This window comes from Cryobacterium soli (assembly GCF_003611035.1).
Taxonomy (GTDB): Bacteria; Actinomycetota; Actinomycetes; order Actinomycetales; family Microbacteriaceae; genus Cryobacterium; species Cryobacterium soli.
The window spans coordinates 3,413,955-3,440,343 of the sequence record NZ_CP030033.1; the positions used below are offsets into that span (position 1 = coordinate 3,413,955).

Genomic DNA, 26,389 nt, shown 5'->3' on the forward strand with positions numbered 1-26,389 from the left:
CCGTTAACGAGCACATGACGAACCGCCGTGCGACAGACAGTGCGGACCAGGTCGCGCAACTAGGAGTCATGAACACACGGCGGCTCACCCCCATCATGCTCCGCGCCGAGCCCTCACGCAATCCGCGCACTCCCTTCGAACGCATCAGCCCTTCCGTGCGCCAGCCCTCACTCGCCGTACCTTCCCCGACGTCCGCGAGAGCGGTCAAACGGGTGCTGCGGCGCCCCTGACGCGACCACCTGACCGCTTTCGCGAGCTCTGGCGGGGCGCCCGGACCGGCGCAGCATCGCCACTAGGCTGGGGGAAATTCTTCGAGGGGGATCACTGCATGGGTGCTGCAACGTTGCCGACCGGGTCGCCGTCCCGGCGTCCGCTCTGGTTCGCGCTGGGCGCGGTCGGTGTGCTGCTGGTGGTGGCACTCATCGTGGTGCTCGTGGTGTGGCGCGGCGGAGCGGGCACCCCCGGAGGCAGTGCCGCGGAGGAGACCCGACCCACTCCGACTACCTCGGCCGAGCCGCTTGCCGTGGCCAGCGCCACCCCCTCGCCCAGCACCCCGGCCGGCCCGCATCCCACGACCTGCGACGCGATCTACAGCCCGACCATGCTGGCCACCCTCACCCAGACGGGCGCTCTGAACCCGGACTGGACCGAGTCCGACTCGTCAGGGGTGCTCTTCGGCACCAGCGACGCCGAGCTCAGCTCCCTCATCGACGGCGCGGAGCACCTCACCTGTGTGTGGGCGGACCCCAACGGCGGCTCCGGCAGCGGACTCACCTCCAACGTGGTCTTCGTCACCGCCGAGCAGTCGGAGACGGCGCACCAGCGGCTGCTTGCCCTCGGCGAGAACTGTTACGAGGAACTCGGCGGCATCCGTTGTGTGGTCGAGACGGCACAGGGCGAGGAGGGCATCGCCGGCGAGTCACACTTCCTGCGCGACGGCATTTGGTTGGCTACCCGCTATGTCAACGCCGGGCCGGATGGCTACACCCTCGACATGGTCGGCACCATCTGGGCAGGCGCCTAACCACCAGCCTCCTCTGCCCTGGCCGGGCTATGCTGTGCGCAAAATCCTCCGCGGAGCGCACAGGGAGGCCAGATGCCGTCGCACGCAACGCCCACCATCACCCCGGGCCGCACCTGGGTGCTGCTCATCCTGGGCGGCATCGTCACGGTTTTCGTCGTGATCGTGGCCATCTATGTCGTCAACCTGCCGCGGCCGGCGAACTCGCCCGGGACCGACGCGGGCGCCCGGCCGGCGCCGACGGAGTCGCCCGCCCCCGAACCCGTCGCCTCTCCCACGCCGGTCGTGGCACCGGGTACCCCGCAGCCGACCTCCTGCGCCGAGATCTACAGCCCCGCCATGAAGCAGGCGTTCGGCGATCTCGTGCTCAACCCCCAATGGACCACCGAGCCCGGCGCCGACGTGGGCGACGGCGCCGACGACCCGGAGCTGGTGGGCGTGATCACCGCGTCCCCGCACCTGACATGCCACTGGGCCAGCCCGACCGGGCCGTCCGACAGCGGTGTCGACACCAGCGTGGTGTGGCTGAGCCCAGAGCAGACCACGGCAGTCACCGACCGGCTGGCCGAGCTCGGCTACGGATGCTACGAGGAGCTCAGCGGGCTGCGCTGCCTCACCGAAAGCGACAGCGGCGGTGCGTTGGTGGGGGAATCGCACTTCCTCCGGGGTGAGGTGTGGCTCGCCACCCGCTACACGAACGCGGGGCCCGACGGCTACACCCACGACATCGTCAACACCCTGTGGGCCGGCAGCTAACCCTCCGCGACCTCTGAGCAAGGCCCACAACCCCGCCCGATTGAGGGCTCAGCTCACAGCTCGCGAATGAGGTCGGGTCATGCCCACCAGCGTCACTGTGGTGGATCGAGAGGTGCCAGGCCGTAGCCGAAGTACTGGCCCACCGACGTACGCGGGGACGCCGGCCGATTCTGCTCGATGGTCTGCGGACGATGCTTCTCCATCCACTTCTGGTGATCTCGCAGGCCCCGGCTGACGGCCACGCGCACGACGCCGTAAAGCAGCAGCAGCCCTGATGTGCCGGCAATCACCCAGCCGAGAATTGCGTAGAGGCTGATCAAAGCGAAGGGATTCATGGCTCACAGCGTCACAGCGTGGGACCCTGCCGCGCGATCCCCAGTCCGGGCCGGCGAGGGGGCCCCCCTGTTGCGGGACTGTCGGGCCCAGGACGGGCGGCGATAACGTGAGCTGTCACCAGACACCTCGAGTCGTTCTGCCCGAGTTTGCCCAGCACACGCCGTCAGGGGGAGGGTCGTATGCCCACTCTGACCGAGATCCTGATCCTGCAGGGCCACCTGCCGATCGAGCAGCTTGACGCCGTGATGACCGACGACTCTGCCGACGAGTCCCTGGCCAAGTCCCTCGTGGAGAACGGTGTGATCACCGCCATCCAGCTGGCCAAGGCCCGCGCCGCCCAGGTGGGCCTGCCCTTCGTGGAGCTTCTCGACTACCCCGTCGACCGCGTCGCGGTGTCCCTCGTCACCCCGGCCGTCTGCCGGCGGCACGAGGTGCTGCCCATCAACGTGGCCGACGGCCGCCTGGTGCTGGCCATGGTCGACCCCGGCAACGTCTTCGCCCTGGACGACGTGGGCGGAGCCGCCCGGATGGGCGTGAGCCCGGTGATCGTGGAACGGCAGGACCTGCTTGCCGCCATCGCCCGCTACCACCGCGCCGACGACGAGCTGAGCAACCTCACCACCACCCTCGAAGAGGAGCAGGCGCCCGCAGAGAGCAACGCCTTCGGGGTCAGCGATTCCCTCGACGACGATGCGCCGATCGTACGGTTCGTCAACCTGCTGGTCAGCCAGGCGATCCAGGACCAGGCGTCCGACATCCACATCGAACCCGGCGAGCACAGCCTGGGCGTGCGCTACCGCATCGACGGTGTGCTGCACGAGATGCAACGGGCCCCCAAGAGCATCCAGAACGGCGTGATCTCGAGGCTGAAGATCATGGCCGACATCGACATCGCCGAACGGCGCAAACCGCAGGACGGCCGCATGTCGGTCAGCCACGGCGGCCGCAAGATCGACCTGCGCGTGGCCACCCTGCCCACGGTATGGGGCGAGAAGGTCGTCATGCGGATCCTCGACAACTCGAGCACCTCCATGAGCCTGGGCGACCTCAACCTGCTCGAGGGCAACTTCCAGGCCTACAAGCGGTCCTACTCCAAGCCCTACGGCATGATCCTGGTCACTGGACCGACCGGGTCCGGCAAGTCCACCACGCTCTACACGACCCTGCACACGGTGGCCCGGGCCGAGATCAACGTGATCACTGTCGAAGACCCCGTGGAGTACCGCATGGCGGGGATCAACCAAGTGCAGGTGAACCCCAAGGCCGGCCTCACCTTCGCCAGCGCCCTCCGGTCCATCCTGCGCAGCGACCCGGATGTGGTTCTCATCGGTGAGATCCGCGACCACGAGACCGCGCAGATCGCCATCGAAGCCTCCCTCACGGGCCACCTCGTACTGTCCACCCTGCACACCAACGACGCCCCGAGCGCCGTCACCCGGCTCACTGAGATGGGCATCGAACCGTTCCTGGTGGGCTCCGCGCTCGATTGTGTCGTCGCGCAGCGGCTGGCCCGCCGACTCTGCGACCGGTGCAAGACCTCGGATGTGCGCGACCCCGCCGAGCTGGCGCACCTGCGCTTCAACGCAGGCCTGGACCTCCAGGCGCCGGTGCTCTACAAGCCGGTCGGCTGCTCGAGCTGCTCCAACACCGGGTATCGCGGGCGCATCGCGGTGCACGAGGTGATGACGGTTTCGGAGGAGATCGAGCGCCTCACCGTGCAGCAGGCGTCCAGCGCCGACATCGCCAAGGCGGCCCGGCACCAGGGCATGGTCTCGCTGCGCGACGACGGCTGGGCCAAGGTTCGGATGGGTTTGACCTCCATCGAAGAGATTCTGCGCGTGGTCGCGTAGCGCCGAAGGGACACATCAGCATGAACCAGCCCATTTACGAGATTCCGGTGACCCCGCCCCAGCCGCCGCGGTCCACACAACCGACCACCGACCCGCCGGTCGAGCCGGCCGTCGAGACACCCCCGGCCGCGCCCGCCACTCCGCCCTACCGGTCCATCTACGATCAGCCCGCCGAGACGCCCCCGGCGGTGCCGGCGCCGGCGCCGTACCAGTCCGTCTACGACCTGCCGACGGATGTGCTGCCGGCGTACCCGCAACCCTCCGTGCCCGCCTACCTGCTGCCGGTGGAGCCGCCCACCCAGGCCCTGCCTACGCAGGTACAGCCCGTGTACACGCCGCCGGCCTATGACCCGCCTGCCTACACACCGGCCACGCAGCCGCCGCCGGTGTACGCCGACCCGGCCTACGCCGATCCCGCCTACGACCTGCCGGCTCCCTCCGCGGCCTACGTCGACCCGGAGTACCCGACGCAGGTGCGGCCCGACCTCACCCGCTCGGCGCTGGAAGACTCCACCAGCACCCGGGTACTGCGCCCACGGCTCACTCAGCCGGCCGCCGTGCCGCTCGCCGCGCCCGCTCCGACCATCGCTGTGCCCGGGGGCCGGCCCCGCCGGGCCCAGCGCAGCGCCGAAGAGGCCGGCGGCCCCGACCGCGACCTCATGGACGCCCTGCAGGAGGTGCTGGACCTCGACGGGTCCGATCTGCACATCACCGTCGGCGCGCCGCCGTGCATCCGCGTGAACGGGTCGCTGCGCCCGCTCGACAACACCAGCCGCTGGATGGTCGACAAGGTCTCCTCCGCCCTGCACAGCATCCTCACCCCCGCCCAGCGCGAGGAGTTCGAGCGGGAGCTGGAACTGGACTTCGCGTTCACCGCGAACGGGGCCCGGTTCCGGGTGAACTACTACCAGCAGCGCAGCTCCATCGGCGGGGCGTTCCGTCTGATTCCCCGCGACATCAAACAGCTCAAGGACCTCGGCGTGCCCGAATCGGTGAGCCGGTTCGCCGCCATGCCTCGCGGCTTGGTACTCGTGACCGGGCCCACGGGTTCGGGCAAGTCCACCACGCTCGCCGCCCTCGTCGACGAGGTCAACCGCACGCGCACCGACCACATCGTCACCGTTGAAGACCCCATCGAGTTCCTGCACCGGCACCAGAAGTCGCTGGTCAACCAGCGCGAGGTGGGCAGTGACACGCACAGCTTCGCCGCCGCGCTCAAGCACGTGCTGCGGCAGGACCCCGACGTGATCCTCATCGGCGAACTCCGCGACCTGGAGACCATCTCGGTGGCGCTCACCGCCGCCGAGACCGGGCACCTGGTCTTCGCCACCCTGCACACCCAGAGCGCCCCGCAGACCATCGACCGCATGATCGACGTGTTCCCGCCGCACCAGCAGGCGCAGGTGCGCTCCCAGCTCGCCGCCACCCTGCAGGGCGTGGTCTGCCAGACCCTCGTCAAACGGGTCGACGGCGGCCGGGTGGTCGCCACCGAGGTGATGTTCACCACCTCCGCCATCGCGAACCTGATCCGCGAGGGCAAGACCTACCAAATCTCCTCGGCCATGCAGGCCGGCCGCGAGCAGGGCATGCACTCCATGGACCAGCACCTCGCCGACCTGGTGAACACCGGCCTGATCACCCGGCAGTCCGCCGAAGACAAGGCGCACGACCTGGACAGCCTGGCCCAGCTCATCCGCCGCACCGAAATCGAAGAACCCATCAGCCTGGCCACCAACGGCCCTGACTACGACGCCTACTCGCCGGGAGCGTACTGATGGCCACCGCGCAGGCCTATAGCTACAAGGGCCGCGACGCCAACGGCAAGGTCGTCACGGGTCGAGTGGATGCGCCCTCCGAGATCGCGGTGACCTCGCGTCTGCGCACCATGGGGCTCACTCCCGTCTCGATCACCGAGGCGGGCACGGGCACGGGGCTGCAGCGCGACATCAACATCCCGGGTTTCAGCAAGGCGCCGTCGCTGAAGGACCTCGCCGTGATGAGCCGGCAGATGGCCACCATGACGTCGTCGGGGCTCACGCTGCTGCGCACGCTGAACATCCTCACCGAGCAGACCGAGAACACCCAGCTGGCCGAGATCCTCGGCGCCATCCGAACGGATGTGGAGACCGGGTCGTCGCTGTCGTCGGCGATGGCCAAACACTCCACCGTTCTGCCACCCATCATGATCAACCTCGTGCGGGCCGGCGAGACCGGCGGCTTTCTGGAGAAGTCCCTCAACGCCGTGGCCGGCAACTTCGAGTCCGAGGTGAAGCTGCGCGGCACCATCAAATCGGCCCTGGCCTACCCGGTGATCGTGCTCATCATGGCCGTCGTCGCGGTGATCGGCATGCTGATCTTCATCGTTCCGGTGTTCGAGGGCATGTTCAAAGGTCTCGGCGGCGAACTGCCCATCCCCACCCAGATACTCGTGGTGCTGTCCCGCATCATGATCTGGCTCGGTCCGCTGCTCGTCGTACTCGGCGTGGCGTTCGCCTTCTGGTGGCGAAAGAACAAAAACTCCGAGGCCGTGCGCCGACGGGTCGACCCGCTCAAGCTCAAACTGCCGGTGTTCGGCCCGCTGATGACCAAGCTGGCGATCGCCCGGTTCAGCCGCAACTTCTCCACCATGATCGGTGCCGGCGTGCCGCTGATGAACTCCCTGTCGATCGTGGGGGAGACCTCCGGCAACTGGGTAATCGAAACGGCCCTGAAGAATGTGCAGGAGTCGGTGCGGCAGGGCGAGTCGATTGCCGGCCCGCTGATGAAGGAACCGATCTTCCCCAACATGGTCACCCAGATGATCGCAGTGGGCGAGGATTCCGGCGCTCTGGAGCAGATGCTCGACAAGGTGGCGGACTTCTACGACCAAGAGGTGCAGTCGACCACAGAGCAGCTCACAGCGCTGATAGAGCCCCTCATGATCGCCTTCATCGGTGTGGTGATCGGCGGCATGATCGTCGCGCTGTATCTGCCCATGTTCAGCATTTTTGATTACGTGAAGTAGGCCCTTCGGGGGTGCCCCGCACTGGGGGTGGGATTTCCCAGCAAACCCCCAGAATGAGGGTTATCGGCGGTCAAACCCTCAACCCTAGCCTCAAGGTGGACGGGCAACACCGCTTCCAGTCATCCCTACATGAACAGGACATGCAATGATCCGCACATCAATGGAAGCGCTCTCCAAGAAGCGCGCATCGCTCGACGGAAAGCAGAAGGGCTTCACGCTCATCGAGCTTCTGGTTGTCGTCCTCATCATCGGAATCCTGGCCGCCGTGGCCATTCCGATCTTCCTCGGCCAGCAGGACACCGCGAAAGACAATTCTGTCGCAGCGGCGATTACCAACGCGAAGACCTCTGTAGTCGCCGAACTCGTGAAGGGAACTGACCTCGCAACCGTGGAAACGTCTCTCAACACCGGCCACCTTGCGACCTACACCCCCAGCGCGAGCATCGCCGTCAGCATGGTGGTTTCTGGCACCGCCCCGAACCAACATTTCGTAATCAGCGGCTGGTGGAATGAGCCCACAGTTGCTTTGGCAGCGGCGACCGCGCACGTTTACACCATTAGCGACGCAGGCGCGGCGGTCAAGGTCCACTAACCGCAGAACGGAACGATCGGCGGGGCTGGGCTCGGACGAACACGTCCCCTAGCCTCTCCGGTCGATTCTGAAGACAGCTCCACACGCGGATGAAAGCAATCGAGCTCCTATGCCACTAGTGAAAATTAGACGTGCTTCATGCGGCGAGAACGCTGGATTCGGCATGATCGAAATCGTCATCGCGATGTTCTTGCTCGGCATTTTGGCCATGGCTCTGCTGCCGCTGTTGATCTCCTCGGCACAGCTCTCCTCCAACAATGTGACTCTGGCCACTGCTACTCAGCTGGTCAATGAGCAGATGGACGTCACCCGAAGGCTCGGCAAGAACTGTGCGGTCATCACCGCCCATGCCCACGAGACCGTCGGGCTGCTAGAAACCGACCCCCGCGGCACAAAGTTGGAGATGACCCGCATCGCCGGCTCGTGCCCGGCGACCTACCCCGGCACCATCGACTACACCGCCCAGGTACGGGTTCAGGGTTCGTCGGAGATCCTGGCTCAGGCCACCACTCGTATCTACCTCACCAGCGCAACCCTGGTCGTGGGTCCATGAGAATTCGCGTTCGAGCTGTGTCGGCTGCCGAGCGAGGTGCCGACGGTTACACGCTCGTCGAACTGCTCATCTACTGCCTCTTCTCCGTCGTCATTCTCGCTGTCGTGGGGGGCATGCTCATCAGTTCGCTCACCGTGGAACACGAGGTGCGTGGTCTGACCGAGACATCCAGCCTGGGCCAGCTCATCTCCCAATCAGTGGAGGAGGGCGCGCGGAATGCGTCCGATATTCAGGCGGAGCCCACCGTTGCGGCGGGCCAGCTGCTCCGAGCCAGGGTTGCCGTGGGTACCTCTGCCGGCGTGGTCACCTGGCAATGTCAGGCCTGGTACTACGCCAGCGCCACCAAGAGTTTCTTCTGGGCCAAGAGCGGAACCGCGGCGATCCCCATTCCTCTGGCCGGTACGAACATGCACGCCGCTCCGTGGCTGTTTCTCGGAGACGGGGTCAGCCCGGACGGCGCCGGCGGCGCGTTTTTCGGCTCCGACGGCACCAACGTCATCCTTCGCTTCAAGGTCTCGTCAGACGCTGTGAACCTGGTTCTGATTCCCAACACGGTTGTTAAGCGGCAAGCCGCCGCAGGAGGAACAGGGCCCACGACATGCTTCTGAACCTGATCGAGGCCCGCCTCGGAGAACGCCGGGGCACCACCGAGAATTCGGACTCGGGCTTCGCCCTGATCACTGTGATCGGCATCATGGCGGTGACCGCCATCATCGCCATCGCCATCACGAGTTCGGCGATCAGCGCGGTGTCCTTCACCACGTCCACACGGGCAACTGTGCAGGCTCGTGCCGTGGCCGACGCCGGAGTCGATACCGCCTGGGTCGCGTTGAGCGGCGGCACGTTCTTATGTGCCAGCAGCGGATCCACTCCAACTGGGTCGTACAGCACAACCATCGCCTACTTCGGTGCAACCGGAGCCGCTCTGGCGTGCAGCGGGGCCACGGTCGCCGGGGTTCCTTCCAAGGCAGTGGTCAACTCAACGGGCGTTCCGTCCAGCCCGGGCGTTGCAGGTGGATCCGCGGGCAATCAGCGCACGATCACCGCGCTGTTCGACATCGTGGTGCACCCCAGCACGGTGACTCTCGATAGAGCCGTCTTCAGTGACGGCGACCTGAACCTGACCAACAATCTGAACCTGATGGTCAACCCTGCGGTTCCTGTGCCGGCCAGCCTGTACAGCAACGGAAACGTGTCGTGCGCGGCGAACAACCCCGTGGTTCAAGGTTCGGTATTCGCTCAAGGCGACTTCAGCGGGCCCAACCAGTGCGATATTTCAGGCACGGTGTGGGTGGGCGGAAGCGCCAGCCTCACCTCGCAGTTGAAGATTCGCGGTGACCTGTACTCGGTCGGCGGAAGCGGTTCCCCGGCCACTGGTGTGAACCTGGATACGGGCTTTGTCGGAGGGTCCGTCGTCGCCAACGGGAGCGTCTCCATTGCCGGTATGACGAATGCCCAAGCCTGCCCCCTCAGCGGTTACAACGCCAAAGTGTGCGGTTCAGTGGTGTCCATCGAAAGCGGCATCAGCCTGAGCAACGGTCCGAAGGTAGCTGGAGGTCTCTACGCCAAGGGAAACATCGCCCTCGGTACGACGAATGCAGAGCTGATCGTGGGTGGCAACGTCGTGTCCACCATGGGCTCACTGACCGCCGATAACTTTGGTAGCTCTGGATACCGGGTGGGCGGCTATGCGGCCGTCGGAGCGGGGTCGGCATTGCCGGTGGACCGAATTGGAAACGCCGCCTCCTCCTGCTCCACCTCGTTCATCCACCCCTGTGTTCCCGCCCAGCCGGCCATCCCCATGTCGGCCATCCCAGCGCCGCTCAATTTCCCCACCAACACCCGGGTGGTCGCTCCGCCGCGAGAGAGCCTGCCTCGCATCAACATGTATCCGGATGCGGGCCTGGCAGCGAAGTGGTCCGGCTGGAACATCCAGCACGTCGCCTGCGCAGACGTGCAGACAACGATCGCGGCCGGATGGCTGGGAAAGAAACTTCTCATCGCGGATAGCTGCACGGCTCCGATCTCCTGGAACGGCACCGAAGTCAAGCTGACCGGGGACCTGGCCATCATGAGTCAAGCGGGGTTCGTCACAAGCAACAACGCCAAGGTCAAGTCGTCCGTGGCGGGCACCAGCCATACCCTGATGTTGATCGTGCCGTCCGACTCCAAGAAGACCGCCGGCACCGACCTGGCGACCTGGAACACGCCGATTCCATCGGTTCCGACCTATACGCGACCTAGCTGCGCTGCCGACCCTGCCGATGTCTTCGGCGACATCCGCACGGACAACCTCACCATCACCGACACCAAGTCGTTTTTCTACACCCCCTGCGACATCGTCATGTCGAACGCGATGACCGGGTTCAACGGGCAGATGTACTCCGGAACGACCAGCATGCCCAACAACAGCACGTTCTACATGGCTGAGATCACAGTGCCGGGGGTCACAGCGCCCGCGGGAGCCGGAGCATCCGTCACCGCCACCCAAACGGCCCGGTTTGACGCGAGGGACACACCGTGACGGCCGGTGCCGCTATCGCCATGGTCCTTCTCGCGCTCTTCGGCACACTGATCGGTTCGTTCCTCAACGTTGTGGTGTACCGGGTGCCCAAAGGCCTGTCGATCGTGTCGCCGCCGAGTGCGTGCCCGGAGTGCCGCCACGCGATCCGCCCGCGCGACAACGTGCCGGTGCTGTCCTGGCTGCTCCTGCGCGGCAAGTGCCGGGACTGCCAGGCGCCCATCTCACCGCGGTACCCACTGGTGGAACTGGGGACCGGCGTCTTTTTTGCCCTCGTAACCTGGTGGGCGCTCAGCGGAGTCGCGACCGGCGAGACCATCGTGTCGCCCGGGGTGGGGTTGCTGCTGCTGGCCTTCTTGTATCTGGCCGCGGTCAGCGTGGCCCTGGCTCTCATCGACTTGGACACCCACACCCTGCCCGACAAGATCGTGCTGCCCTCGTATCTGGTCGGCGCAGCGCTGCTGACGCTGTCGTCCGTTCTCTCCGGTGACTACGGCCGGCTGCTGACCGCCGGCATCGGCCTGGTGGCACTCTGGTCGCTCTACTTGGTGCTCGCCCTCGCGTACTCGGGCGGCATGGGGTTCGGCGATGTGAAACTCGCCGGGCTGCTGGGCCTCTACCTGGGCTGGCTCGGCTGGGGACCGCTAGCGGTCGGGGCGTTCGGCGCGTTCCTGCTCGGGGGAATCTTCGCCATCGTGCTGGTGGTCACCAAACGGGTCAGCCGCAAAGGCGGCATTCCGTTCGGTCCCTGGATGCTTGCGGGCACCTGGGTGGGCGTGCTCGCCGGTGAGTTCATCTGGCACGCCTACCTTTCCTCGTTCGGTTTGGCCTAGTCGTGGCAGCCAGCCGGCCACGCGGCGACACCGCGCATCTCCCCGCAAGCTCCGCCAGAAAGGACGTGTGACCGATGGTCGCCAGCGTCGTAGGAATTGATATCGGCAGCACGGCCGTGCGAGCCGTCGAACTGACCGGAGCCAGCCGGGCGCTGCCGACGGTATTGAAGTATCACGCGGTGCCGTTGCCGGCCGGAGCGGTGCTGCGCGGCGAGGTACAGGAGGTCAACACGGTGGCCGAGGCGCTCAAACGGCTGTGGTCCGCCGGCGGTTTCGGGAGCAAGAATGTGGTGCTCGGCATGGGCAACCACCGCGTGCTCGTGCGCGACCTGGCCGTACCCAAGGGGTCGATGGTGCGCATCCGGGAGTCGTTGCCGTTTCACGTCCAAGACATGTTGCCCGTTCCCGTGGCCGACGCGCTGTTGGATTTCTACCCGATCTCCGAAAGCGTCGATGAAAACGGCCCGCAGGTACACGGGCTGCTTGTGGCGGCGGTGAAAGACGCCGTGCAGGCGAACGTGAAAGCCGTGCAACTGGCCGGGCTCATCCCCGTGGAGGTCGACCTGATCCCGTTCGCGCTGAGCCGCGTGGTCTACCGCGGTCAGCCCGACCCCGGCGCCGTGGTGCAGATCGACGTGGGGGCCCGAACCACCAGCGTGGTCGTCACCATTCTGGGGATCCCGCAATTCGTGCGCATCATTCCCGCCGGGGGCGAGGACCTCACCCAGGCGCTCGCCGAGCGGCTGCCCACCGACGTCGATCACGCCGAGGCTCTCAAGGTCTCGCTCGGGCTGGCCCCGACCGGCGTGGCACCCGGCTACGAGAACACGGTCACGATCATTCGCGAGGTCACCACCGAACTCCTCAACAGTCTGCGCAACACCATCACCTACTTCGTCAACACCCGGCCCAACCTGGCCATCGACCGCATTGTGCTCTCGGGCGGCGGCAGCAACCTGATCGGTTTCGGTCAGGCACTCGGCGAGCTCACCCGCCACACTGTCGTGAGACCGGAGCCTTTGGCCTCCGTCACGTTCGGCCGGGGCGTGAGCGCCGACGAGTTCCAACAGGCAGGCGGCGACTTCTACGTGGCGCTCGGCCTGGCCCTGGGTAGTGCGGCATGAGCCGGGCCGAGCCCGACGACGGGCTGATCCTGGGTGGTGAACCGCGCATCAATCTGCTCCCACCCGAGGTTACCCGGCAGGCACGCACGCGAGAGCTGCGCAAGAAGCTGGTGGTGGCCACAGCCGGTGTGCTGGTCGTGGTCGTCCTCGGAATCGGCGGCGCGTTCTGGCACTCCACCATGAGTGCGGCCCGGCTGGCCTCGGCCCAGGCCCACACCGCGGAACTCCTGACCGAGCAAACGAAGTACGTCAAGGTGCGCCAGGTGCAGACCGAGGTCGACACGGCCCTCGCCGCCCGGGGTGTCGGTGGCTGGACCGAGGTGGACTGGAAGACGTACCTGCAAGCCGTGCGAGCCGTGCTCCCGCCCGATGTGGGAATCGACGCCGTGGCGATCGACTCCACCTCACCCTTCGCGGCCTTCGTGCAGCCCACCGCGGCACTGCAGTCTCCCCGGGTGGCCACCCTGTCGATCACCGTCGCGAGTCCCGGCCTGCCGTCGGTGCCGCAATGGCTCGACGCGATGCACACCCTCCCCGGCTTCGCCGACGCGGTCCCCGGATCCATCACGAAGAAAGACGACGGCAGTTATCTCGTCGTCGTCACCATGCACATCAATGCCGGAGCCTTCAGCGGGCGTTTCAGCGACATCACCGGGGGTACCAAATGACCACACGACGTTGGTGGGTGATCGGCTGCGCAGTGGTGATGGCCGTGGCGCTCGGTCTGGGCTGGTTGCTCGGTGCCTCGCCCTTGCTTGAAACGGCGCGGGTGGCCGACGTGGCTCGGGAGGGCGTAGAAGCGCAGAACCTGGCCTACGACCAGGAGCTCACAACCCTCAAGGAACAGTTCGACGGGATCGGCGAGCTCGAAATCCAGCTGGCCGGCCTCCGCACCGAACTTCCCAACGGCACAGCGCTGCCCGCCTATGTGGCCCAGCTCGCGACCAGCGCGCAGCAGCACTCGGTGACTCTCACGACCATCACGGTCGGCGATGCCGTGGCCTACACGCCGCCTGTCACAGACGGGGCAGATCCGGCCGACACCGAGGCGGCTCCGACCGACACGGCCACGGATGCGCCCCCGACCGACACGGCCACCAGCCCACCGGCCACCCCCGCACCCGACGCCGTGCCTGCCACAGCATCCGTCGGTGCAGGAACACCCGTGACAAGCCCGCTCGTCACGGGCGACAACTTCGCGGCTATCCCCATCACGATCGCCCTGGACGGCGGCTACGCCAACGCGCTGGACTTCGTGGAGAGCCTGCAGAAAGGCACCCGGCTCACCACGGTCACCGCCTTCGGCACCACCAAGGTCGACGCCCCGGCGACGGTGGCCGAGGATGAAGATGCACCTGCCCAGGCGCCGGCGCCCACCGATGCGGTCAAGGGCACCATCTCCCTCTATATCTACGTGCTTCTCGGCCCGCCGAGCGCAGGGTAGGTCGCGGCTGGACCCTCAGCCGCCGCGCGCCGCGCGCCCTCGGGTTCCGTCGACTTCGCACCTCGGATTGCTACAGTTGCAGCACAGAGCTACGGCCACGAGGCTCACGAGGAGTGCAGCATGACCGACACGACGCCCCCTGAGGGAAACAAGAACGACAACCCGGATGCGCCCACCACGCCCATCCACGACGACCAGACCCCAGAGCCCACCACCGTGGCCGACCCCAGCACGAGCGTGGACGAGACCGTGAGCGAGCCCTACGTGGAGCCCGCCGCAGAGACGCCCGCGCCCGACGCCGAGACCGCCGCGTACGTTCCCGGCGAGCCGATCGACTACGAGCCGGCCGCCCCGTACACCGCCACCGAGTCCGACGCGCCGACCGAGAAGGTCGAACGCCTCACCGTTGAGCCCGAGGCCACCCCGGCCGAGCTCGCCCGCGACGAAGCCGTCGCCCAGCAGAAGGACTACACCCCGGCGTACGTGCCCACGCCCGCCGCGGCCAACCAGCCGCCCGTGCAGCAGCCGAACGCCCAGCAGCCCGGCGCGCAGCAGTACACGCCCACCCAGCAGTTCGCGCCAACCCCGGTCTACGTCACGGCCCCGACGCCGCCCAAGACCGCGGGCAACCGCGCCGCGGGCATCCTCATCGGCCTGATCGCCACCGCCGTGTTCGCCGTGGTGTACGCGGTTGTCGCGTTCGTCATCTCCGCGTCGAGCGCCCCCACGGTCGCCGAGGCCACCGCACGCTTCACCGATTTCCTGGTGCTGCCGGTGTTCTACGTTCCGGTGATCTTCTTCTTCCTCGCCTTCGCCCTGCTGGTGGCGGTGCTCAACCGCGCCGGCTGGTGGGCCTACGTGCTCGGCGGCTTCCTCGTGGCCGTCGTCGTGTACTTCTCCTACATCGGTGGCGCCCTGCTCGCCGTGCAGGCGTGGACCCTCACCCCCGCCGAGGCCGGCCGGTTCGTGACCACCCAGTGGCTGAACCCCGGCGCCATCGCCGCGGCCATCGTGGCCCGCGAGGTGCCGATCTGGTTCGGTGCCTGGATCGCCCGCCGCGGTCGCAGCGTCACCGCGAAGAATGCCGCCGCCAAGGCCGAGTACGAGCGTCAGCTCGCCGAGGGACCGCAGCTCGCACGACCGGCCTAACCGCCGGCGGTGCGGGGGGAGCACATGCGCGATTATCAGAAGTACGCGACCATCGTCGCCGTTTTCGCGACGGTGCTCTACGCCGCGCTGCTGGTGGCCGCCTTCGGCCTGATCAGTCTGGCGACCAACCTCGACGTCATCGCTGACCGCTCCGCCGGCCCGCTCGTCGGCCCCACCATGGCCGCCGTCTCGGTGCTGCTGGTGCTGCTCATGCTGATCCTCCTCGGCGTCAATACCCCACCCGACAAGCAACGTGTCGTGGTGGGGTTTGCCGTTGCCACGGGCATCGCCGCCTACGGCCTGTTCATCGCCACCGGCGCCATCCTCGTGGCCGCCGGCAACGGTGACCCGTTCGGCGTGATCCTCTTCGCCGGATCCATGCTCGCCAGCCCCTTCTCGCTCAGCGTGGGGGCGCTCGCGTTCATCGTGGCCCTCAGCTATTCGATCCTGCTCGCCTCGCACTACGGCGAACACGGCCGCCCCCTCTGGCCCTGGGAACGCCGCGGCGAGTAACGCCCGGACCCCTCGGCACCCACTGCACCACGCCCCGCACAGCTCTGCCTGCAACGTGAAATAGGTTCCGAATGCGCCTCAAGCTCACCCTGGTTCGCCCCAACGGCGCCGCCAGCGACATCATCGTCACCGCGGATGCCGCCGCCACGATCAGCGAGATCGCCGGCACCATCAGCCGGGTGGATGCGCAGACCGTGCACTCGCCCGACCGGTATCTCACCCTGCGCGCCACGCTGCCCGGGCAGAGTGCACCGCTCACCCTGCCGCCCGACGGCCCGGTGGGGGAGGCGTGGATCGGCTCCGGCGCATCCGTGAGCCTGGCCGACGCCGGCGTGCTCTACCAGGCGCCGTCCACGCTCACCCAGCCGCCCGTCGCGCAACTGCGGGTGCTCACCGGTCCGGATGCCGGCACCGACTTTCCGCTCGCGCCCGGCAGCCTGGTGCTCGGCCGCGACCCCGGCTGCGACATCGTGCTGCACGACAGCCTGGTGTCCAAGAAGCACGCTCGCCTGGAGATCGGCGAGACCGTGGAGGTCATCGACCTCGGCAGCGCCAACGGCGTGGTGGTCGACGGCGGCATCGTGGGCCGGCTGCGCATCGCCAAGACCGAACGGCTGCTGCTCGGCGACTCCGAGGTGGAGATCAGCCTCGTGGCCGGCGCCGCCCCCGAGGCCGCGCCCAAGCCCGGCCCGATCTTCTTCAACCGCTCGCCCAAGGTGGAGAAGCGCTACATCGGCCAGGAGTTCACCGCGCCGGAGGTGCCGGTGGAGAAAGAGCCGCAGCCGTTCCCGCTGCTGGCGATGATCACCCCGCTGCTGCTCGGTGGCGCCATGTTCGCGTTTACGCACAGCCCCATCAGCCTGCTCTTCTGCCTGCTCTCGCCGGTGATGCTGATCGGCAACTTCGCCACGACCAAGTCCCGCGACAAGCGCCGGCTGGCCAAGGCCGTCGCCACGTTCGAGTCGCGCCTCGAGGTACTCACCGCACGCCTGGCCACCGAACGGGTCACCGAGTTCGACCTGCGGCTCAAGGAATCCCCGTCGACGCAGGAGGCGCACGAGCACGCGATGAACCGTGGCCCGCTGCTCTGGACCCGGCGCCCCGAACACTGGTCGTTCCTCAACGTGCGGCTGGGCATCGGCACCATGAACTCCCGCAACACCATCAAGGACTCCAGCCGCGGCGATATGCTGCCCGAGTTCCAGGAGAAGCTCACCGAGGTCGTCGACGCCAACCAGACCCTCGACGGCGTGCCGCTGATCGACAACCTCTACGACTCCGGCGCGCTCGGCATCGCCGGATCCCCCGTGCAGGCGATGGGCTCGATCAACTCGATCCTCGTGCAGCTCACCGCCCTGCACTCCCCGGCCGAGCTCGTCGTGGCGTCGCTGCTCACCCCGCGCTGGTCGCGCGAGCTGGAATGGCTCAAGTGGATGCCGCACACCTCGTCTCCGCACAGCCCGCTCGAGGGCAGCCACCTCGCCGACAGCGCCGCGAGCGCCAGCGCTGTGCTCTCCGGCATCGAGGGCGTCGTCGAGGCCCGCCTCGCCCAGGCCAAAACCCAGCGGCGCGGCGCGATGGGACAAACGGATGCCGCGCTCGAACGCGGCGGCGAGGTCGGCAAGGGTTCCGACCAGGGCACCAAGTCGCCCATCCCCGCGATCGTGCTGCTGATCTCCGACGACGTGGCCATCGACCGGGCCCGCCTCGTGCAGCTCGCCGAGATCGCCGCCGACGCCGGCGTCTACCCCATCTGGATCGGCCCGACCGTCGCGGCCCTGCCCGCCGTCTGCCGCACCTACCTGCATCTGTCCGACGAGGCCGGTTTGGCCACGGTCGGGTTCGTGCGCCTGGGCGAGACCATCGACAACGTCCTCACCGAACAGGTGGACTCGGCCACCGCGCTCGAATTCGCCAAGCGGATGGCCCCGGTCATCGACGCCGGCGCGCTCGTGGCCGACGCCAGCGACCTGCCCCGCACGGTGTCCCTGGTGACCCTGCTCGGCCACGAGATGGTGGAGAGCAGCGCCGCGGTCATCGACCGGTGGCAGCAGAACACCTCCATCCACGACCGCACCGGAGGCACCCCCAAGCCGCGCCGGGCCGGCAAGCTGCGCGCCATCATCGGCTCCGCCGGTGTCGACGCCATGCACCTGGACCTCCGCACCCAGGGCCCGCACGCCCTCGTCGGCGGCACCACCGGCGCCGGCAAGAGCGAGTTCCTGCAGGCCTGGGTGCTCGGCATGGCCGCCGAATACAGCCCCGACCGGGTCACCTTCCTCTTCGTGGACTACAAGGGCGGCTCGGCGTTCGCCGACTGCGTCACCCTGCCGCACTGCGTGGGCCTGGTCACCGACCTCAGCCCGCACCTGGTGCGGCGGGCGCTCACCAGCCTCCGTGCCGAACTGCACCACCGCGAGCACCTGCTCAACCGCAAGAAGGCCAAGGACCTGCTCGAGCTGGAGAAGCGCGGCGACCCCGACAGCCCGCCCGCCCTGGTGCTCGTCATCGACGAGTTCGCGGCGCTGGCCACCGAGGTGCCCGAGTTCGTCGACGGGGTCGTCGACATCGCGCAGCGCGGCCGGTCGCTGGGCATCCACCTGATCATGGCCACCCAACGCCCCGCCGGCGTGATCAAGGACAACCTGCGCGCCAACACGCCGCTCCGCATCGCCTTGCGGATGGCCGACGAGTCCGACAGCACCGACGTGATCGGCACCAAGGACTCCGCGCACTTCGACCCGTCGATCCCCGGCCGCGGCGTGGCCAAGACCGGACCCGGCCGGCTCGCCCAGTTCCAGTCCGCCTATGCGGGCGGCTGGACCAGCCGCGAACCCGAGCGCGCTGGCATCGACGTGCACGAGCTGCGTTTCGGCGCCGAGAGCCGGTGGGAGGAGCCCCGCTCCACCGAGAACGTCGACGAAGACCGCGACCTCGGCCCCACCGATCAGCAGCGCCTGGTCACCACCATCGTCACCGCCAACGCCGGCGCCGGCATCCCCGCGCCCCGCCGCCCGTGGCTCGACGAGCTCGCCGCCGCCTACGACCTCAGCCTGCTGCGGCAGCGCACGGATGCCGAACTCCTGCTCGGCGTCTCCGACGTCGCCGAGCAGCAGCAACAGGTCTCCGCGTACTTCCGCCCCGACATCGACGGCCACCTCTCCGTCTTCGGCACCGGCGGTTCGGGCAAGTCGTCGGTGCTGCGCACCTTGGCCTGCGCCGCGGCAATCACCCCTCGCGGCGGACCCGTGCACGTCTACGGGCTCGACTTCGGTGCAGGCAGCCTGCGCATGCTCGAGCAGCTGCCGCACGTGGGCTCCATCATTATGGGCGACGACACCGAACGCATCGTGCGGTTGTTCCGCACCCTGCAGGGCGAACTCGACCGCCGCAAGGCGCTCTACGCCGAGGCGAACGCGTCGAACATCAGCGAGTACCGGCAGCTGGCCGGCCAGCCGACCGAGCCGCGCATCCTGCTTCTCATCGACGGCTTCCCCAACTTCCGCAACGACTTCGAGATCACCGCGGGCCGCGCCCAGTGGTTCGACGTGTTCAAGGACATTCTTTCCGACGGCCGCCAGCTCGGTCTGCACGTGGCCCTCACCGCCGACCGGGCCGGCGCCGTGCCCGCGTCGATCTCCTCCGCCATCCAGCGGAAGGTCGTGCTCAGGCTCGCCGACGACGGCTACGGCATGCTCGACGTGCCCAGCGACATCCTCAGCGTCAAGTCGCCGGCCGGTCGCGCCATCGTGGACGGCTTCGAAACCCAGATCGCCATCCTCGGCGGGCTCTCCGCCCAGTCGGCGCAGTCCGACGCCACCCGGCGGCTGGCCGAGGCCATGCGCCGCGCGGGCGTGGCGGAGGCGCCTGTCATCGGCTCGCTGCCCAAGGAGTACCCGCAGGAGCAGCTGCCGGCGCGCGTGGGGGAGCGGGTCGTGCTCGGTCTCGGCGACGTCGACCTCGGCCCGGCCGGTTTCGAACCCAGCGGCACCCTATTGCTGGCCGGTCCACCCGCCAGCGGCCGCAGCACCGCGATCGAGTCGATCGCCCGCTCGTTCAAGCGGTTCGAACCGGATGCGCGGCTGTACTACTTCGGCAACGCCCGCTCGCCGATCTCCCGGCTGGGCCTGTGGACAGAGGCCGCCACCACCGTGGATGCCGTCGCGGCGCTGGCCAAGGACCTCGCCGCCGCGGTGGCCGACCCCGACACCGAGGGCCGCATCGCCGTGTTCGTCGAGAGCCTGGGCGACTTCCTGCAGTCCAGCGCCGACGGCCCGATCCTCGAACTCACCCGGGCGGTCAAGCGCAGCGACCACTTCCTGCTCGGCGAGGCCGAGACCAGCGCGTGGAGCTCCTCCTGGCCGCTGTTCGGCGAGATCAAGAACTCCCGACGGGGACTCCTGCTTCAGCCCGAGTCGGTGGAGGGCGACATCCTGCTGAAGACCGCGCTGCCCCGGTTGAACCGTTCCGAGTTCCCACCCGGCCGAGGGGTGCTCATCGCCAAGGGCAACTTCGTGCGGGTGCAGCTGCCCCTCCTCCAGTGACGCCGTCTGGGTCACGGCCCCGTCGTCGGTCGAGCTTGTCGAGACCTCGTGGGCCGCTCCGTCGGAGCTTCGCTGCACCACGTATGTCTGGATGCGCCCGCTATAGCTGGCGCATCCAGCCACAGGGGGTGCACCGAACGTCAGGCACCCACGCGACGGATGGGGACCGCTGCCCATCGAACCCGTTCGGCCGCTTCGGTAATGTTCAGGACAGGCAGCCGACCAGCGCGCATCCGTCGCGAGTGGCCCGGCCCCGCCGCAGACCAAGGGGGAACCGATAGTGAGTGATCTCAACTTCGACTTACAGCTGCTTCACCAGCTGCGTGACGACCTCGACGCGGTCGTCAACGAGTTCACCAACGCCGACGAGTTCAGCAATGACGTGGCGACCGCCACCGGGCACGATGAACTCGGCGGGCACGTTTCCGACTTCGCCTCGAAGTGGAACGACAAGCGCAAGACGATGCTCGAGTCCGTCAAGGCGCTGCAGCAGAAGATCGGCGCCATCACCGACGGTTTCACCGAGGTCGACGACAGCCTGGCGAAGGCTCTCAACGACGCCGCAGCGTCGATGCCGCCCATGACCGCAACGAAGGTGACCCCATGACCGACAGCGAATTCCGCGCCCTCGAGGGCAACCCCGACCTGGTGCGCTCCAAGGCCGACCGCTACGCCGAACTGGCCGACGCCATCACTCGCTCCGTCACCACGCTCAACGCGATCAAGTCGACCGAGGGCATGACCTCCAAGGCCATCGACAAGGTGCGTGAAGAGGCCGGCAAGGTGGCCGATGACATCGGCAAGGCACAGACCCGGTACTCGGGCACCGCGCAGGCCCTCATCACCTACTCGGCGCAGCTGCGCAGTGCACAGGATGCGGCGGACACCGCGATCTCGCACATCAACGACAAGGAGACCGCGGCCGAAACCGCCTCCCGAGCCGCCACCAGCGCCGCGACTAAGGCCGAGAGCGCCACACCCGAAACCGCGACCACCGAGACTGCCGCCGCCACGCGCGCAGAGACCGCCGCCGATGCCGCCGGGCAGGCCCTCGCGGCCGCGTACCAGGAGTGGCACTCCGCGCTCGACGTGAAGAACCAGGCCGCGCAGACCGCGATCGGCGCCATCCTCAACGTGATCGACGGCAAGGCGGGCGAGGCTCTCAACGACACCTGGTGGGACGACTGGGGCAAGGCCGCCCTCGACATCCTCAAGACCGTGTGCGAGTGGGCCGGGGTGCTGGCCATCTTCTTCTCCTGGGTGCCGTTCCTCGGGCAGATCCTGCTCGTGCTCGCGGTGATCGGCGCCGTGATCACCCTGATCGAGGCGACCATCAAGGCCGTCAACGGCGGCAACTGGGGCGACGTTGCGTTCGCTGCCGTGGGCGTCGTGCTGTCGGTCTTCGGCGGCAACATCGCCAAGTACGCCGGCAAGCTGGTGAAGGCGAAGGGACTGACCGCCGCCATGAAGCTTCCTCGCAAGCAGTTCACCACTCTCACCGGTATTCCCCGCAGCCAGAAAGCGGCCCAGCTCAAAGACGTGCAAGCGATGCTCGGCTCGCCGAAGAAGCTGCCGAACGTGATGAAGGAGGTCTTCGGCACAAACCCGCTCAAGATCTCCGAGAAGAACCTCGGCGCGGCTTGGCAGAACTACCGACGCAACCCGCTGGGCATTCAGGGCTTCGACAACCCGGTCTTCACCGGCGCGGCTGCGGCCGGGATTCCCACCGGAGCCTCGGTGTTCCTCGGCGTGATGAACTACCGCTCGCTCGCGGGCAAGGCTGAGACCATCACCAACAACCCGTTCAACCACGATGACCGGGGAATGGCGCTCAAGCCGGAGAGCATCCTCAAGGACCTCTCGCACGGCGACCTCCCCAAACTGACCCCCGGATAGGCTGACCGTATGAGTGACGCTCCACTGAACGAAATCCTCGACCTCAGAATCCAGATCTCGGACGGGTTTCATCCTGTGCGGCTCGACGATGACATCGACTCGGCGACCTGGGCCCGCGAGGTGGTGACCGAGGTGTCCAGCCAGACCGGCAGCGTGGACGACAACGATTCGGTGCTGGCGCAGCTGGAGGAATTGCGCATTCGCCTGCTCGCGCAGCTGAATCCGTTCCTCACCGCTGCCGTGCACATCCGCTCGCAGGATGTCATGAGCCTGGGTCTGCTTCTCACCTTCCAGGTGGTCGAGATGGAGCCCGAGCAGGGCCCCGACTGGTATGAGAAGACCGCGCGGGAGCTGTCTGAGGACAGTGCGCCGGATGCGTTCACGCTCAACTTCGAGACCTGGCAGGGCGAGCTGCCCGCCGGGCGATTCGTCGGCGCCCACCAGGTCACCGAGTACTTCGGTTCGGGCGACGAGATGGGCTGGGTAGAAGCACGCACCATGTTCGGGGTCTTCCCGCCCAACTCCACCGAGATGGTGCAATTCACCTTCACCACCGCAGACCTGGCCACCTTCGGCGACATGCGCGCCGAAACACAGCTCATCGTCAGCTCGCTCGAACTCGACCTGGGGGTAGCGGAATGACCCGTCAGATGAAGTTCGCCGAGGCGAACCTGTCGATCGTGCTGCCCGGTTCCTGGCTCACCCTGCCCCTCGACGACCCCGCGGGCCTGGAGCGCCAGATCGCCTCCGTGGTCAAGCGCCGCATCGGTCGGGACGACCGGCTTGCCCGCCTCCGCCGGGACGCGAAGGAGCAGCTGCGCGGGGTGGCCGCCGCTGCTGCCGCGGCGGGCGCATTCCGGGTGGCCCTGTCACTCGAGATTCTGCCGGGGGTGCCGTTCCCTGCCGCCATGGTTCTGGACTATTCCGAGTGGCCGCCCGCGGCGCCGGGCGCGCCCGACGGTGACCCCGAGGAGCGCCTGCGGCTGGCGTTCCCCGGAGCCGATCTCCTCACCCTCGACAGTGGCCTGGCGGCACGCCGTGCGTTCGCCTCCACCATCCGCGCCGGCGAGGAGACCACCAGCGACGTGAAGATCCAGTACTGGCTGGTCACGCCGGAGGCCGACACGCTGCTGCACATCGTGGTGGATGCGCCCATGGCCAGCGACACCGACCTCTACACCCAACTCTTCGACGCAATTGTGGACTCAGTGCGGTTCACCGACGTCACGGTGGCTGTGTCGTGAGCGGGCCGAAAAAGAGTGCTGCCGGACGCCGCCGGGATCTCGTCGCCAGCCGCTCCAGCACCGCATCTCCAGGCCGATACGACGGTGTGCCCACCCGATTCCGGGCGAGCACGCTGTACCTGGCCGGCGGCATCCTGGTGCTCATCGCCCTGGTGGTGCTGGGCGTCCTGATCGCCGTGACCGCCCAGGGACGCAGCCTCGGCGACTTCGTCGGCGGCGCCAGTTGGGGAACCAATCTCGTTGCGGCGCCGATCATGATCCTCATGCTCGCCGCCGCCCCCCTCTTCCTGGCCGAATTCCACCGTCGTGGCCAGTGGAGCATCCGGGAGCGCGGGTTCATCCAGGGTGGCTCCAACGTGGTCGAGCTGCGGCCGGCCCCGTTGTGGAGTCGTGCGCTCTTCATCCTGCTCAGTGTGGCGGCGTGGGTGGGGCTCATTGCGGTGCCGGTCTACCTCGACGTCACCACGGATGCGTTCGCCGATGCCGACGACAGCCTCTGGGTGCTGCTCGTGCTGTACGGGTTCTTCGCGTCGGGGATGGCCGCTGTGCTGCTGTTCTCCCTGCTCAAGCGGCTCACCTACGAGCCCCTGGCCAACCGGTTCGGCGACCAGATCGTGCCCGGCTCGGTGAGTCAGGTGTTCTGGCGAGCAATGTCGTATCGGTTCCGGTTCGAGCTCTGGTTCGCGTTCGGGTTCGGCGCGATTCTCGGAACCATCCCGCTGGTCTACCAGTCCGCCGCCGACGACTGCTACACCCAGTCGTGCGCCGTCGTGCCCGACCCCGCCTGGCTGGCGTGGATCTTCTGGATCGCCGTGGGCACCGGGCTCTGTGCGCTGATCGGCTGCCTGAACGCGTGGCGCAGCGGCAAGTCGCTCTACAGCGGCGAATCCGTCTCCTAACCAGCACGGGTAGCGCGTGGGGATCGCATGGGGAGTGCTGCCCATTCCGCCCCCCAACCAGGGTTCGTTAGGTTATACATAGTCGGTCGGCCTGAGGGGGTTGGCCCCGAACGAATAAACAAGGAGCTCTTCTCATGGCGAATATGAACGTTACTTACAGCGAAATGCGCGACGCGTCCAAGAACCTGATCTCAGGCAAGGACGACCTCACCGCCAAGCTTTCCCAGCTGCAGAGCCTGGTCAACAACCTCGTCGCCGGCGGCTTCGTCACCGACGCCGCCTCTGGGGCCTTCCACACCTCCTACGAGCAGTTCACCAAGGGAACCACCGAGGCCGTCAACGGCCTCACCGGCATGTCGGAGTTCCTCATCCGCGCCGCGGACGCCATGGAGAACGTCGACAGCGAGCTCGCTCGCGGCATCAGCGGCTAATTCCGCCCGTGCGACCCAAGGCGTGACCGGATATACCGGTCACGCCTTTTGTCTTCCCGGTTCGTCGCGGCGGGTGCCCGCACGGCGCTCTCGCTCCGGCGGGCTCGGTCAGGCACCCGGGCCGGCGGCACTGGGCCTCCCTGGCGGCTCGATACCATGGCGTAATGACCAGTGCCGCATTCCTGCCGAAGCCGCGCGCGTGACGCGCACCGTACCCGCCACCATCGTCGACCCGTCCGAGGGGCCGCAGCGGGTGCCGCACAGCCGTTTCGAGAACGTGGTGGCCCTGTTCATCGGAACCTTCGCCGTCTCCTTCGGGCTCTACCTCCTCAAGGAGGTGGGTGTCGCCACCGGCGGCACCGCGGGAATCGCCCTGCTCGCCAGCTACGCCACCACCTGGTCGTTCGGCGTGTGGTTCGTGCTGGTCAACGTGCCCTTCTTCGCGCTGGCGATCTGGCGTATGGGCTGGCGCTTCACCGTGAAAACGCTCGTCGCGGTGGTACTCGTCTCGCTCTTCTCCGAGGTCCACCCGCTGCTGCTGGAAATCCGGCACATCGAGCCGATCTATGCCACCCTGCTGGGCAGCCTGTTGGCCGGCATCGGCCTCATCGTGCTGTTCCGGCACCAGGCGAGCCTGGGCGGGGTCAACATCCTCGCGCTCTATCTGCAGAAGAGCCGCGGCTGGCGCGCCGGCTACGTGCAGCTCGTCGTGGACGTGCTCATCGTGCTCGCCGCCTTCGCCACCCTGCCGGTGCCCATGGTGCTGCTCTCGGTGGTGGGCGCGGTCATCCTCAACATGATCATCGCCATGAACCATCGCCCCGACCGCTACTTCGGCTGAGACACCCGCTGGTCGAGCGTGCCCGCCGTGCCCTTTGCTGGCTGGGCTTGCTGAATCCTGGTGACTCCGGCGGCCGCACCGACTAAACTCGATAGCCATGGATGCATCCATCGAGTCGCGGGTCGGCCGCGAGGTCGAGGCCTGGCTGCGTTGGGTTCCCAAGTGGCAGCCCGGAACGCACCGGGCACGCTCCAGACTCTGCCAGCACTGCTTCGGCTCCCCGGTGCTGCGCGCCGCCGGCCTCGACACGGATGTGCCGCACGCGGTCCAGCATCCGCTCTCGATGCGCATCAAGACGCTCATCGAAGACGAGGTCGACACGTACACCGCCCTGAACCTGCCGATGCTCAACCGCGAACTCGGGTTGATCGAACTGCGCCGGGAGGCGCAGGCGGCGTATCACCCGTTGGAGGGATTGGGCCCGGAGTTCGACGGCGTCGACATCGACCCGCCCGCCGACCCGAACGAGCCGTACCTGTTCATGTTCGAGGACTTCGCGCCGCCACCCAGCGCGGACGACCCCGAACTCGTGCCGCCGCCGCTGAGCGCGGAGGAGAAAGCGGCACTCCGGGTGGAGATGCGACTGGCCGACGACCATGCTCAGCTGGTGGGTAAGCAGGTCTGCGCAGCGCTCGTGGCGCACCGGCCCGAGCTGCAGCAAGCCATCGCGCGGTTCGTGGAGCCGCAGGTGCAGGCGCTGCTCGCCGACCTGGGCAGCACGCTCGACCCGCACGGCACCTGACTGATCGGCATCCGCGACACGGACTTTGCGGGCGCAGGCTGGAGCCCTCACGCATGATTATGAGGCAAACGGCCGATTAAGAGGATGCCTCCGCCG

General features: G+C 67.6%; 26 protein-coding genes. 24 read left to right on the forward strand and 2 right to left on the reverse strand.

From position 1 onward, the window contains the following. The first annotated feature begins 328 nt into the window (after positions 1 to 328). Entirely contained in the window at positions 329 to 1,024 is a 696-nt protein-coding gene (locus tag DOE79_RS15790; protein ID WP_120339333.1) for a hypothetical protein, read from the forward strand. 72 nt (positions 1,025 to 1,096) lie between these two features. Beyond that, positions 1,097 to 1,777 (forward strand): hypothetical protein, encoded by a 681-nt coding sequence (locus DOE79_RS15795; RefSeq protein WP_120339334.1) that lies wholly within the window; start codon positions 1,097 to 1,099, stop codon positions 1,775 to 1,777. A 92-nt stretch (positions 1,778 to 1,869) separates the two neighbouring features. On the opposite strand, the gene DOE79_RS15800 is transcribed toward DOE79_RS15795, so the two are convergent. Then, positions 1,870 to 2,112, reverse strand: coding sequence for a hypothetical protein (locus tag DOE79_RS15800; protein ID WP_162942798.1), 243 nt, complete (start codon positions 2,110 to 2,112; stop codon positions 1,870 to 1,872). 180 nt (positions 2,113 to 2,292) lie between these two features. On the opposite strand from DOE79_RS15800, the gene DOE79_RS15805 reads away from it, so the two are divergent. The 6 genes from DOE79_RS15805 to DOE79_RS15830 all read left to right on the forward strand — a co-directional run bounded on the left by DOE79_RS15805 (position 2,293) and on the right by DOE79_RS15830 (position 8,720). Beyond that, a complete protein-coding gene (locus tag DOE79_RS15805; RefSeq protein ID WP_120339336.1) occupies positions 2,293 to 3,963 on the forward strand; it encodes a GspE/PulE family protein in 1,671 nt (556 codons plus the stop codon). Between the two features lie 20 nt (positions 3,964 to 3,983). After that, positions 3,984 to 5,738, forward strand: coding sequence for a PilT/PilU family type 4a pilus ATPase (locus DOE79_RS21065; protein WP_281270248.1), 1,755 nt, complete (start codon positions 3,984 to 3,986; stop codon positions 5,736 to 5,738). Beyond that, a complete protein-coding gene (locus tag DOE79_RS15815; protein WP_120339337.1) occupies positions 5,738 to 6,967 on the forward strand; it encodes a type II secretion system F family protein in 1,230 nt (409 codons plus the stop codon). The genes DOE79_RS21065 and DOE79_RS15815 overlap by 1 nt, the downstream gene beginning before the upstream one ends. 145 nt (positions 6,968 to 7,112) lie before the next feature. Next, complete coding sequence (locus DOE79_RS21100; protein ID WP_120339338.1) at positions 7,113 to 7,559, forward strand: prepilin-type N-terminal cleavage/methylation domain-containing protein; 447 nt, start codon at positions 7,113 to 7,115, stop codon at positions 7,557 to 7,559. 163 nt (positions 7,560 to 7,722) lie between these two features. After that, entirely contained in the window at positions 7,723 to 8,112 is a 390-nt protein-coding gene (locus DOE79_RS15825; protein ID WP_162942799.1) for a type IV pilus modification PilV family protein, read from the forward strand. Continuing rightward, complete coding sequence (locus DOE79_RS15830; protein ID WP_220094247.1) at positions 8,109 to 8,720, forward strand: hypothetical protein; 612 nt, start codon at positions 8,109 to 8,111, stop codon at positions 8,718 to 8,720. Before DOE79_RS15825 ends, DOE79_RS15830 begins: the two co-directional genes overlap by 4 nt. Here the strand turns inward: DOE79_RS15830 and DOE79_RS20655 are convergent. After that, entirely contained in the window at positions 8,671 to 8,880 is a 210-nt protein-coding gene (locus tag DOE79_RS20655) for a hypothetical protein (RefSeq protein WP_162942800.1), read from the reverse strand. The two genes, DOE79_RS15830 and DOE79_RS20655, sit on opposite strands and share 50 nt — an antisense overlap. Before the next feature lie 25 nt (positions 8,881 to 8,905). Here DOE79_RS20655 and DOE79_RS15835 point away from each other — a divergent pair, with 25 nt between their 5' ends. The 16 genes from DOE79_RS15835 to DOE79_RS15910 all read left to right on the forward strand — a co-directional run bounded on the left by DOE79_RS15835 (position 8,906) and on the right by DOE79_RS15910 (position 26,293). Next, a complete protein-coding gene (locus DOE79_RS15835) occupies positions 8,906 to 10,636 on the forward strand; it encodes a hypothetical protein (protein WP_162942801.1) in 1,731 nt (576 codons plus the stop codon). After that, positions 10,633 to 11,466: a prepilin peptidase gene (locus tag DOE79_RS15840; RefSeq protein ID WP_342767929.1), complete on the forward strand. Its 834-nt coding sequence runs from the start codon at positions 10,633 to 10,635 to the stop codon at positions 11,464 to 11,466. The genes DOE79_RS15835 and DOE79_RS15840 overlap by 4 nt, the downstream gene beginning before the upstream one ends. A 74-nt stretch (positions 11,467 to 11,540) precedes the next feature. Beyond that, on the forward strand, positions 11,541 to 12,590 hold the full coding sequence (gene pilM, locus DOE79_RS15845) for a type IV pilus assembly protein PilM (protein WP_120339342.1): 1,050 nt from the start codon (positions 11,541 to 11,543) through the stop codon (positions 12,588 to 12,590). Continuing rightward, positions 12,587 to 13,258, forward strand: coding sequence for a hypothetical protein (locus tag DOE79_RS15850; RefSeq protein ID WP_120339343.1), 672 nt, complete (start codon positions 12,587 to 12,589; stop codon positions 13,256 to 13,258). The genes pilM and DOE79_RS15850 overlap by 4 nt, the downstream gene beginning before the upstream one ends. Next, positions 13,255 to 14,034, forward strand: coding sequence for a hypothetical protein (locus tag DOE79_RS15855; protein ID WP_162942802.1), 780 nt, complete (start codon positions 13,255 to 13,257; stop codon positions 14,032 to 14,034). The genes DOE79_RS15850 and DOE79_RS15855 overlap by 4 nt, the downstream gene beginning before the upstream one ends. Positions 14,035 to 14,154: 120 nt before the next feature. Then, positions 14,155 to 15,183: a hypothetical protein gene (locus DOE79_RS15860; RefSeq protein ID WP_120339345.1), complete on the forward strand. Its 1,029-nt coding sequence runs from the start codon at positions 14,155 to 14,157 to the stop codon at positions 15,181 to 15,183. Between the two features lie 24 nt (positions 15,184 to 15,207). Continuing rightward, entirely contained in the window at positions 15,208 to 15,696 is a 489-nt protein-coding gene (locus tag DOE79_RS15865) for a DUF6121 family protein (RefSeq protein WP_120339346.1), read from the forward strand. 71 nt (positions 15,697 to 15,767) lie between these two features. After that, positions 15,768 to 20,240: a type VII secretion EssC family protein gene (locus DOE79_RS15870; protein ID WP_120339347.1), complete on the forward strand. Its 4,473-nt coding sequence runs from the start codon at positions 15,768 to 15,770 to the stop codon at positions 20,238 to 20,240. Positions 20,241 to 20,520: 280 nt separating this feature from the next. After that, on the forward strand, positions 20,521 to 20,847 hold the full coding sequence (locus DOE79_RS15875; protein WP_120339348.1) for a hypothetical protein: 327 nt from the start codon (positions 20,521 to 20,523) through the stop codon (positions 20,845 to 20,847). After that, entirely contained in the window at positions 20,844 to 22,136 is a 1,293-nt protein-coding gene (locus tag DOE79_RS15880) for a hypothetical protein (RefSeq protein WP_120339349.1), read from the forward strand. Before DOE79_RS15875 ends, DOE79_RS15880 begins: the two co-directional genes overlap by 4 nt. A gap of 9 nt (positions 22,137 to 22,145) precedes the next feature. Beyond that, positions 22,146 to 22,778 (forward strand): hypothetical protein, encoded by a 633-nt coding sequence (locus tag DOE79_RS15885; RefSeq protein WP_120339350.1) that lies wholly within the window; start codon positions 22,146 to 22,148, stop codon positions 22,776 to 22,778. Further along, positions 22,775 to 23,380: a hypothetical protein gene (locus DOE79_RS15890; protein WP_120339351.1), complete on the forward strand. Its 606-nt coding sequence runs from the start codon at positions 22,775 to 22,777 to the stop codon at positions 23,378 to 23,380. Before DOE79_RS15885 ends, DOE79_RS15890 begins: the two co-directional genes overlap by 4 nt. Further along, entirely contained in the window at positions 23,377 to 24,279 is a 903-nt protein-coding gene (locus tag DOE79_RS15895) for a hypothetical protein (RefSeq protein ID WP_162942803.1), read from the forward strand. Before DOE79_RS15890 ends, DOE79_RS15895 begins: the two co-directional genes overlap by 4 nt. 134 nt (positions 24,280 to 24,413) lie before the next feature. Next, entirely contained in the window at positions 24,414 to 24,710 is a 297-nt protein-coding gene (locus DOE79_RS15900; RefSeq protein ID WP_066597704.1) for a WXG100 family type VII secretion target, read from the forward strand. A 199-nt stretch (positions 24,711 to 24,909) separates the two neighbouring features. Further along, positions 24,910 to 25,551, forward strand: a complete 642-nt coding sequence (locus DOE79_RS15905; RefSeq protein ID WP_220094248.1) for a YitT family protein — start codon at positions 24,910 to 24,912, stop codon at positions 25,549 to 25,551. Positions 25,552 to 25,648: 97 nt separating this feature from the next. Continuing rightward, positions 25,649 to 26,293: a spermidine/putrescine ABC transporter substrate-binding protein gene (locus tag DOE79_RS15910; protein ID WP_120339353.1), complete on the forward strand. Its 645-nt coding sequence runs from the start codon at positions 25,649 to 25,651 to the stop codon at positions 26,291 to 26,293. The last annotated feature ends 96 nt before the right edge of the window (positions 26,294 to 26,389 follow it).

What these genes read in the sequence shown, in the direction of transcription:
- DOE79_RS15880 (WP_120339349.1), top strand. Translation starts at nt 20,844, where the DNA reads ATGACCGACAGCGAATTCCGCGCCCTCGAGGGCAACCCCGACCTGGTG.
- DOE79_RS15825 (WP_162942799.1), top strand. Translation starts at nt 7,723, where the DNA reads ATGATCGAAATCGTCATCGCGATGTTCTTGCTCGGCATTTTGGCCATG.
- DOE79_RS15850 (WP_120339343.1), top strand. Translation starts at nt 12,587, where the DNA reads ATGAGCCGGGCCGAGCCCGACGACGGGCTGATCCTGGGTGGTGAACCG.
- DOE79_RS15865 (WP_120339346.1), top strand. Translation starts at nt 15,208, where the DNA reads ATGCGCGATTATCAGAAGTACGCGACCATCGTCGCCGTTTTCGCGACG.
- DOE79_RS15790 (WP_120339333.1), top strand. Translation starts at nt 329, where the DNA reads ATGGGTGCTGCAACGTTGCCGACCGGGTCGCCGTCCCGGCGTCCGCTC.
- pilM (WP_120339342.1), top strand. Translation starts at nt 11,541, where the DNA reads ATGGTCGCCAGCGTCGTAGGAATTGATATCGGCAGCACGGCCGTGCGA.
- DOE79_RS15885 (WP_120339350.1), top strand. Translation starts at nt 22,146, where the DNA reads ATGAGTGACGCTCCACTGAACGAAATCCTCGACCTCAGAATCCAGATC.
- DOE79_RS15890 (WP_120339351.1), top strand. Translation starts at nt 22,775, where the DNA reads ATGACCCGTCAGATGAAGTTCGCCGAGGCGAACCTGTCGATCGTGCTG.
- DOE79_RS15830 (WP_220094247.1), top strand. Translation starts at nt 8,109, where the DNA reads ATGAGAATTCGCGTTCGAGCTGTGTCGGCTGCCGAGCGAGGTGCCGAC.
- DOE79_RS15855 (WP_162942802.1), top strand. Translation starts at nt 13,255, where the DNA reads ATGACCACACGACGTTGGTGGGTGATCGGCTGCGCAGTGGTGATGGCC.
- DOE79_RS21100 (WP_120339338.1), top strand. Translation starts at nt 7,113, where the DNA reads ATGATCCGCACATCAATGGAAGCGCTCTCCAAGAAGCGCGCATCGCTC.
- DOE79_RS21065 (WP_281270248.1), top strand. Translation starts at nt 3,984, where the DNA reads ATGAACCAGCCCATTTACGAGATTCCGGTGACCCCGCCCCAGCCGCCG.
- DOE79_RS15815 (WP_120339337.1), top strand. Translation starts at nt 5,738, where the DNA reads ATGGCCACCGCGCAGGCCTATAGCTACAAGGGCCGCGACGCCAACGGC.
- DOE79_RS15910 (WP_120339353.1), top strand. Translation starts at nt 25,649, where the DNA reads ATGGATGCATCCATCGAGTCGCGGGTCGGCCGCGAGGTCGAGGCCTGG.
- DOE79_RS15805 (WP_120339336.1), top strand. Translation starts at nt 2,293, where the DNA reads ATGCCCACTCTGACCGAGATCCTGATCCTGCAGGGCCACCTGCCGATC.
- DOE79_RS15900 (WP_066597704.1), top strand. Translation starts at nt 24,414, where the DNA reads ATGGCGAATATGAACGTTACTTACAGCGAAATGCGCGACGCGTCCAAG.
- DOE79_RS15795 (WP_120339334.1), top strand. Translation starts at nt 1,097, where the DNA reads ATGCCGTCGCACGCAACGCCCACCATCACCCCGGGCCGCACCTGGGTG.
- DOE79_RS15800 (WP_162942798.1), bottom strand. Translation starts at nt 2,112, where the DNA reads ATGAATCCCTTCGCTTTGATCAGCCTCTACGCAATTCTCGGCTGGGTG.
- DOE79_RS15860 (WP_120339345.1), top strand. Translation starts at nt 14,155, where the DNA reads ATGACCGACACGACGCCCCCTGAGGGAAACAAGAACGACAACCCGGAT.
- DOE79_RS15870 (WP_120339347.1), top strand. Translation starts at nt 15,768, where the DNA reads ATGCGCCTCAAGCTCACCCTGGTTCGCCCCAACGGCGCCGCCAGCGAC.